Origin of the sequence: Streptomyces sp. NPDC006430 (assembly GCF_040612395.1) — a bacterium.
Taxonomy (GTDB): Bacteria; Actinomycetota; Actinomycetes; order Streptomycetales; family Streptomycetaceae; genus Streptomyces.
This window is the reverse complement of sequence record NZ_JBEXQA010000074.1, coordinates 1-7,335: the sequence shown is the minus strand read 5'-3', so window position 1 is coordinate 7,335 and position 7,335 is coordinate 1. Positions and strand designations below refer to the sequence as shown.

The 7,335-nt window shown below is 71.8% G+C and carries 8 protein-coding genes; 3 read left to right on the top strand and 5 right to left on the bottom strand.

Translation table 11 applies throughout. The annotated features are described in order from the left end of the window. Nucleotides 1-50: 50 nt before the first annotated feature. Nucleotides 51-455: a hypothetical protein gene (locus ABZZ20_RS36405; RefSeq protein WP_356877273.1), complete on the bottom strand. Its 405-nt coding sequence runs from the start codon at nucleotides 453-455 to the stop codon at nucleotides 51-53. Then, on the bottom strand, nucleotides 455-1,597 hold the full coding sequence (locus ABZZ20_RS36400; protein ID WP_356877271.1) for a molybdopterin-dependent oxidoreductase: 1,143 nt from the start codon (nucleotides 1,595-1,597) through the stop codon (nucleotides 455-457). The genes ABZZ20_RS36405 and ABZZ20_RS36400 overlap by 1 nt, the downstream gene beginning before the upstream one ends. A gap of 113 nt (nucleotides 1,598-1,710) precedes the next feature. On the opposite strand from ABZZ20_RS36400, the gene ABZZ20_RS36395 reads away from it, so the two are divergent. After that, complete coding sequence (locus ABZZ20_RS36395; protein ID WP_356877269.1) at nucleotides 1,711-3,189, top strand: glycosyltransferase 87 family protein; 1,479 nt, start codon at nucleotides 1,711-1,713, stop codon at nucleotides 3,187-3,189. 113 nt (nucleotides 3,190-3,302) lie between these two features. On the opposite strand, the gene ABZZ20_RS36390 is transcribed toward ABZZ20_RS36395, so the two are convergent. Beyond that, complete coding sequence (locus ABZZ20_RS36390) at nucleotides 3,303-3,701, bottom strand: DUF4440 domain-containing protein (RefSeq protein ID WP_356877267.1); 399 nt, start codon at nucleotides 3,699-3,701, stop codon at nucleotides 3,303-3,305. A gap of 78 nt (nucleotides 3,702-3,779) precedes the next feature. Between ABZZ20_RS36390 and ABZZ20_RS36385 the strand changes: the two genes are divergently transcribed. Further along, nucleotides 3,780-4,052, top strand: a complete 273-nt coding sequence (locus tag ABZZ20_RS36385; protein WP_356877265.1) for an RICIN domain-containing protein — start codon at nucleotides 3,780-3,782, stop codon at nucleotides 4,050-4,052. Between the two features lie 83 nt (nucleotides 4,053-4,135). On the opposite strand, the gene ABZZ20_RS36380 is transcribed toward ABZZ20_RS36385, so the two are convergent. Both ABZZ20_RS36380 and ABZZ20_RS36375 read right to left on the bottom strand, forming a co-directional pair. Next, on the bottom strand, nucleotides 4,136-4,723 hold the full coding sequence (locus ABZZ20_RS36380) for a GNAT family protein (protein ID WP_356877263.1): 588 nt from the start codon (nucleotides 4,721-4,723) through the stop codon (nucleotides 4,136-4,138). A gap of 150 nt (nucleotides 4,724-4,873) precedes the next feature. Then, entirely contained in the window at nucleotides 4,874-6,388 is a 1,515-nt protein-coding gene (locus ABZZ20_RS36375) for an FAD-dependent oxidoreductase (RefSeq protein WP_356877261.1), read from the bottom strand. Between the two features lie 153 nt (nucleotides 6,389-6,541). Between ABZZ20_RS36375 and ABZZ20_RS36370 the strand changes: the two genes are divergently transcribed. Then, a complete protein-coding gene (locus ABZZ20_RS36370) occupies nucleotides 6,542-7,252 on the top strand; it encodes a TetR/AcrR family transcriptional regulator (protein ID WP_356877259.1) in 711 nt (236 codons plus the stop codon). Nucleotides 7,253-7,335: the final 83 nt, after the last annotated feature.

The window sequence follows — 7,335 nt, the reverse complement described above, 5'->3', positions numbered from 1 at the left end:
GCGGCTGACGCGGATCGACCCGCGTCAGCCGCTTCCGGCTGCCCTGCCGCTCACGCCTGCCGGCGTGCCGAACGCAGCCAGCTGCGCGCCCCCGCGTACCCGGCCGTGGCCACGGCGACGGCCGCCATCGTCAGCAGCCAGTTGCGCAGGTAGTCCAGCGGCAGCACCGTCGGGTTGGCCGGGTGGCCGGGCCGCAGCAGCGCGGGCAGGGCGATCGCGGTCAGGGAGCCGGCGACGATGAGGGCGGCGCGCGGTACCCCGCGCAGGTGCAGGCCGGCGGCGGCGGTGAGCGCGGCGACCGCGATCACGAGGGGCGCGATCAGCCCGTCGTGGAGGACGACCGCGCCCGCGAGCCAGAGCGCGATCCGCCAGGGCGAGGGCTGCTGGAGCAGCAGGGCGCCGCCCCAGGCCATCAGGGCCAGCCCGAGGCCCCCCAGGACGTACCGGTACGTCATCACGCCACCTCCAGTCGGCCGACCCACTTGGTCTGGAGCACGCCGGGCCGGTTAGGGGCGATGATCCGCGCCGGGTATCCGTGGTCCAGGGAGAGCACCTCGCCGTTCAGCCGCAGCGCGAGCAGGGTGAGCGGGTCCTGGGCGTACTCGCGGCCCATCTCCATCACCCGGTACGCGCCCGCCGCCTCCAACGAGACCACCCGGGCCCGTGCGCCCGGGCCGCCTCCCGCCCGGTCGAGGAGGTCCCGCACCCGCACCCCCGACCATCGGGCGGACTTACTCCATCCTTCGACGCACGCGAGGGGCAAGGTCACCTCGTACTGCGGCATCGCGCGCAGTTCGTCCAGTGTGAGGGTGTACGGGCGTGGGCCGGTGACGGTCAGCCGCCAGTCCCGTACGGAGGCCTCGGTGACCTTGGCGGCGGAGGCCGTCCGGTTCACCGGGAGGCCCTGCGGTCCGACGGCGGGATCGCGCGGGGCGAACAGGTCGAACCGCGCGAGCGCGGTCACGGACTGCCCGACGGTCGTCAGCGTCACGGCCCCCACGCCCGCCGCGACGGCGGTCAGCAGCGCCCGCCGATCGGGGCCGTCGGCCTCGGGGAGGGCGAGGGTACCCGGCGAGCGACGGGTCCAATGGGCGTGGATCTGCGGCCACTTCACGGCGAGGTGCAGCAGGAGCGATCCCAGCAGCAGCCAGGACAGCGCGAAGTGCACGGGCACGAAGGAGAACGGCCAGGGATACCACTGGAAGGTGTTCAGCAGCCCGCTGAACAGCTCGAACACGCCCGCGGCCACCAGCACCGCCACCGATGCCCGTTCGAGCGCGTGCCGCACCGACCGTACGGGCGGCCAGGCGAACAGCCGTGGGTACACGGCCCACAGCTTCGCCAGCAACAGCGGGACCGCCGCGGTCCCGCAGGCCACGTGGAGCCCCTGCGTGAGGTGGTAACCCCAATACGGGCGCGGCGGCAACCGGTCGGCGAGCCAGTGCGGCGGGTGCTGGAGGTAGTGACTGAGCACGCCGGTGACGAAGCAGACGACGACGGCGAGACCGAGCCAGCGACCGATCGCAGTGGCGGTACGGGCGTCGTGCAGCCGCGCCTTGAACGTGACGGGCGGATCGTGAGGGATGGGGAAGCGCATGGATCCATGACACCCCCGAGACGGTGCTCGCAGCCGGTTCGGACACCTTACGAAACGCGGACGTGCGGGGCGGCCGGGCCCCGTGCGTGCCGGTCGCCTGGAACGCTGCGGACGTGAAACTGCGCACCGCCCTCACCGTCCCGGCCCTCTCCACCCTCTCCTCGCTCTCCGCCGTCGCCGCTCTCGCCACCGTCCTCGTCCGCACCATCCGCTACGACGGCTACTTCACCGACCCGGCCGGACTGTCGTGGCGGTACGCGGGCTGCTGGGCCCTGTTCGTCGTCGCCCTGTTCGTGCTGCACCGGGTCCCGGCGGCCCGCGTCGTGCCGGTGGTGCTGGCGGGGGCCGTAGCGGTGACGGCGACGGGGCTGGTGGCGCCGCCCCGGACCAGTACCGACTCGTACCGCTACGCCTGGGACGGGCGGGTCCAGTCCGCCGCCGTCTCCCCGTACGACCACGCTCCGCAGGACCCGGAACTGGCCCGGCTGCGCGACCCCTGGCTCTTCCCCACGGGTGCGGCCTGCACGGGCCCGGACCGGGCCCGCGTCCCCCACACCGGAAACACCCCCCACTGCACCCGCATCAACCGGCCCGCCGTGCACACCATTTACCCGCCGGTGGCAGAGGCGTACTTCCTGGCCGTCGACCGGCTCTCCCCCGACGGCGCCCGGCACAAGCCGCTCCAGATCGGCGCGGGGCTGCTGTCGCTCGGCGTGACCGGCGCGCTGCTGCTGATCCTGCGCCGCCGGGGTAGCGACCTACGCAGGGCCGCGTACTGGGCGTGGTGCCCTGCCGTGCCCGTCGAGGCAGTGAACAACGCCCACATCGACGTCCTGGGGGTGCTGCTCGCCGTGGCCGGTCTCGGGCTCGTGGCCCTCCCGGGCCCGGGCCGCCGGCGAGCGGGCGGAGGGCTGCTCCTCGGCGCTGCCGTCGCCACGAAGCTGATGCCGGCGATCGTCCTGCCCGGCGCGTTGGCCGGCGTACGCCGGGTCCGGGACGCAGCCGCCGTGCTGCTGCCCGCCGCCGCCTTCACCGCGCTCGCGTACCTGCCGTACGTCCTCTTCTCGCACGGCTCCGTCTTCGGCTACCTCGGCGGATACGTCGAGGAGGAGGGGTACGAGGACCCCGCGGCCGGCTCCCGCTACGCGCTGCTGCGCTTGGCCCTGCCCGCCGAGTGGGCACTGCCGGTGGTGCTCGCGGCGATGGCGGGGGTGTGCGGGTACGTATGGTGGCGCGGTGATCCCCGACGGCCCTGGAGCGGCGCGCTGTTGGTGACGGGCTGGGCGTTCCTCCTGCTCACGCCAGGCTATTCGTGGTACGCGCTGTTGCTCGTGGCCCTGGTGGCCCTGGACGGGCGCTGGGAGTGGTTGGGCGTGCCGGTCGCCGGCGCCGTCGTCTACGTCACGGGCCAGGTGTTCGCCTCGCGCGGGGCGGTCAGCGCCACGGCCTACGGCGTTGCGGCGGTCCTGGTCCTGGTGACCGCCGTCGTGCGCGGGCGGCGGAGCGCGAGGACTTGGGCGGGCCGGGAAGGCTCCGGCATCGCCCGACCCCGAAGTGTGGCGGTAGGTCCGCGGGACCACCGACCTCGCTGAGGAACTGGGCCGGATGGCGCCGCTGTTGCCGGGCGGCGGGCTGGACCGGATGATGCACCGGGCCCGCTCGCGGGCCGGTGAACCCTTCCGGTCACAGCACCGGGACGCGCCAGTCAGGGCTGGTCGTACCAGGAGAACGCGGCGATCCGCCACCCCTGCGAGGTGCGGACGAACTGGATGGTCTTTGTCCCGTTCCCCTCGAACGGTTCGCCGTCCAAGATCCCGGACTTGCGGTACTGGCCGAAGCGTGACGCGATGTCGCCCACTATCTCGGTCCGTTCGGAGGTCTCCCACTCGGAGAACTCGACCAGCCGACCATCGCTCAGCAGCTGCACGCGCGGTTCGACGAACTCATCCACCGTGTAGGCCGTGAAATCCGGGCCGGTCTTGACGATCACCCCGCCCGGGAGGACCAGCCTGCGGATCCGGGCCACGTCGGCGGCCTTGCCGCCGCGGTTGTCGAAGGCGCCGAAGAACTCGGCGGTCAACGCGTCAATCTCGACCTTGGACATGGCGCGACGGTAACACGCTCCGCACGTGCTTCCGCGGCTTGCCGCCAGGTGCACGAGTTCGAGGTGTACGGAGACCGGTTGAGCGGAACCCGCGCCCTCACGGCAGCGGGCAAGGCCCCGGACGATCCGGCGAGTTCCAGCACCTCCGGCACCCCGTTGATCACCTGGACGCCGCACGGCGGCCCCAACCAGCAGTGGCGGCTCGCCCTCAACACCGACGGCTCCTACACCTTGGTCAACGGCTCCTCGCAGCTGTGCGCGGACGTCTCGGGCGGCTCCACCACAGCCGGCGCCGCCGTCGTCCAGGCCACCTGCAGCGGAAGCGACAGCCAGCGCTGGCAGATCACCTGACCGGAGGCCGAAAGGAGGCTCCCGCGCACCTCGGACGTCTCCCGGCGAGCGCTCCTGCCACCTCGCCGGGGCCGTTCAGCGGTTCAGGCCCCGTCCCGCACGTGGGGAGAGCGGCTGGCCAGCCGGGCCGCCCGCCACTGGGGGGCGAGTACCGACCAGATCTCCTCATCGTGCCGCTTCCCGCGGTACAGGTAGCTCTCTCGCAGCACGCCGTCCTTGGCCATCCCGAGTCGCCGGGCCACCGAGATGCTGGGCTCGTTCCCGGCCGAAACCCACCATTCCACGCGGTGGATGCCCCGTTCCTCCACGGCCCAATCGATGATCACCCGCACGGCGCGGGTCACCAGCCCCTTGCCCACTGCCGCAGGCTCCAGCCAGCAGCCCGCCTCGGCGATGCCCTGCACCACGTCGAACCTACGGAAGAGGACCGCGCCGACCAGCGTGCCGTCGGCCCAGATGCCCCAGAGCCGCCCTGCGTCGGCCGCGGCCTTGTCCGCGTAGGCCTGGAGGAACGACCGGCTCGACTCCCGGTCCGTGACGACGTCCGGCAGCGCGTTGTACTGCCCGATGAACTCGCGCCCCCGGTCCACGTGGGCCAGGAACTCCTCGGCCCGCCACGGTTCGAGCGGGCGCAGCTCCGCGCCGTCGTCGCCCAGGGATATCGCGTACATCGTCACCCTCCACGTCCGCGTCGAGACCAGCGCGCAGTTCGGATGGATCTTCTCACGGGCGGCGTACGACGGCCGGTGAGCCCGCATCCCCGTGCGACGCTCGCCAGCCAGCAGGTCCTCGGCGTGGCGACACGGGCCGTCACCTACGGGTTACGGCTGGCCCACGGGAACCTCCCGCGTCACCCTGGACGCCCAGGCCTGCAGCTCGTCCGCGGCTTCGAGCGGACTGTCCGCAGACCCGGCCCATGCGATGTATCCGTCCGGGCGGACCAGGTACACCCCGCGCCCGTACACCTCGTAGGGGCCGATGTGTGCGGTACGCAGCCCCGGGAGGGCCGGCAGTCGGTCCGGCAGCGGGGTGTCGACCGCGAGCAGGGTGAAGTGGGGGCCGCGGTAGAGGTCGAAGAGCCGTATTCCGTCGCGGATTCCGTCGGGAGCCCGGTCTCCCGCAGTGAGGTCGCACTCGGATAGTCCGGTGCGCGTCTCCCGAGTGAGCGAGGACTCCCGGTGATCGAGACCGAGTTGGCGCGTGGCGGCGCCGCGCCGCTCCTGGCCGCGGTGGATGCGGGTGGACAGGCCTAGCATCGCGGCGGCATTGGGCAGCCGCTCCTCCTCGTAGGTGTCCAGTAGTGCCTCCGGGGCTCCCTCGCGCAGTATGGCGGCGAGCTTCCAACCCAGGTTGTAGGCGTCCTGGATGCTGGTGTTGAGCCCCTGGCCGCCCGCAGGCGAGTGGATGTGGGCGGCATCTCCCGCAAGGAAGACCCTGCCGTCACGGAACCGGTCGGCGAGAGCGGCGTTCACGGTGAAGTCGGATGCCCAGCGGACCTCGGTCACCTCCTCTGCGGGTATGTGCGTGAGCGCCGCGACCAGGGTGCGCACGCCCTCCTCGGTGACCTCGCCACCGGCCGCCGTCGACTGGGCGACGAACTGGAACTCCTGCGCGTGCGGCAACGGGCACAGGGCCGCGAAGCCCGTGCCGCCGGCGACGGGCGGGAAGATGTGCCAGTTCTCCCGGTCGAGCGTCGGGATGACGACGTCGGCCACCAGCATCGGGACGGGGTCCACCTGCTCACCGGTCATCTTGATGCCGGTGAGCCGGCGGACCGTGGAACGGCCGCCGTCGGCCGCAACCACGTACCGGGCGCGAACGGTCACCGCACTCCCGCCTTCCGCCGACGCCACGGTGGCCGTGACGGACTCGGTGTCCTGAGTGAGGTCGGTCAGTTCGACGCCGAACACGACGTCACCGCCCAGTTCGCGGAGCCGGTCGAGCAGGATTTTCTGGGTGCGCCACTGGGGCAGCAGCCAGGGCCCCGGATAGGGCGCATCCTCGGTCGCCTCCGCCTCGTCGAACATGCGGTACTCGCCCGTGCGGCTGCCGCTCTGCCATGTCATGCCGATCGGTGCCGGGCCGCCCCAGCGCATGACCTTGTCCAGGACCCCGAGGTCGTCGAGGACCTCAAGGGTCCGGGGCTGGATGCCCTTGCCCCGAGAGCCGGGAAACAGCTCCGGTGACCGCTCCACGACCAGTGCGCGCACTCCGCGCCGGGCGAGGTCACAGGCCAGGGCCAGACCAGTGGGACCTGCTCCCACGATCAGGACATCGCTCCGTTCGCTCCCCAGAGCCGCGATCCCTGCGTTGCCGTTGTGCACGTGCTGCGTCATCGATCTCCCCCTTCGTCCTCGTCCACGCCCGATACGGGCATGGACGACAAGACCTCCCCTTAACAACGTTAAGGAACTTCATAACGCCAGGATGCCCTTAACGTTGTTAAGCTGTCAACCCGTGAGTGCGCAGCTCCCGGAGACAGGCAGACGATGAACACCAAGCCGCAGCACACACCGCCGCGCGTCCCGCCCCTCAGCCGCTCGACCGTCGCCGAAACCGCTCTGCGGCTGCTCAACGAAGGCGGGCTCGACAAACTCACCCTCCGCGCCATCGCGCAGGAACTGGATGTAAAAGCGCCCGCGCTGTACTGGCACTTCAAGAACAAACAAGAACTGATCGACGAGATGGCCACGGAGATGTTCCGGCGGATGGCCACGCCCCCTCAGGAGCGGGACGAGCGGGAACGGGGGCCGGAGGAACCCGGGGCCGACGGCTCCGCGTCCGCCTGGCGCGATCGAGTGTTGACCGCCAACCGCGGCCTGCGCCGGGCCCTGCTCGCCTACCGCGACGGAGCCCGCGTGTTCACCGGGTCGCGCTTCACCGGAACCGACCACGCCGAACAGTCCGAGGCGTACCTGCGGGACCTGCTGGCCGCCGGGTTCGAACTGCCCCAAGCGGTGAGGGCCATGACGACCGCCTTCTCGTACACGCTCGGCTTCGTGATCGAGGAACAGGGCGTCCACCCCGCCCCGGGCGAGCGCCGCGAGGGCTACGACGTGACGGAGCGCGGCGAACGCCTGGCCGACTACCCGCTGTCCGCAGCCGCCGGCAGCCACCTCTTCCAGGATTACGACGCACACTTCGAAGAGGGCCTGCACATCGTCGTCGAGGGCATCGCCGCCCGGTACGGCATCCACTGATCACGCCGGCGGCGATCACACGTACGACCCGGCCACCTCGCAGAACGGGCCCGCGCGATCGTACGGCCGGGGCGCACCCGGCC

Coding starts and splice junctions, on each gene's coding strand:
- ABZZ20_RS36405 (WP_356877273.1), bottom strand. CDS start 455: ATGACGTACCGGTACGTCCTGGGGGGCCTCGGGCTGGCCCTGATGGCC.
- ABZZ20_RS36400 (WP_356877271.1), bottom strand. CDS start 1,597: ATGCGCTTCCCCATCCCTCACGATCCGCCCGTCACGTTCAAGGCGCGG.
- ABZZ20_RS36390 (WP_356877267.1), bottom strand. CDS start 3,701: ATGTCCAAGGTCGAGATTGACGCGTTGACCGCCGAGTTCTTCGGCGCC.
- ABZZ20_RS36380 (WP_356877263.1), bottom strand. CDS start 4,723: ATGTACGCGATATCCCTGGGCGACGACGGCGCGGAGCTGCGCCCGCTC.
- ABZZ20_RS36375 (WP_356877261.1), bottom strand. CDS start 6,388: ATGACGCAGCACGTGCACAACGGCAACGCAGGGATCGCGGCTCTGGGG.
- ABZZ20_RS36370 (WP_356877259.1), top strand. CDS start 6,542: ATGAACACCAAGCCGCAGCACACACCGCCGCGCGTCCCGCCCCTCAGC.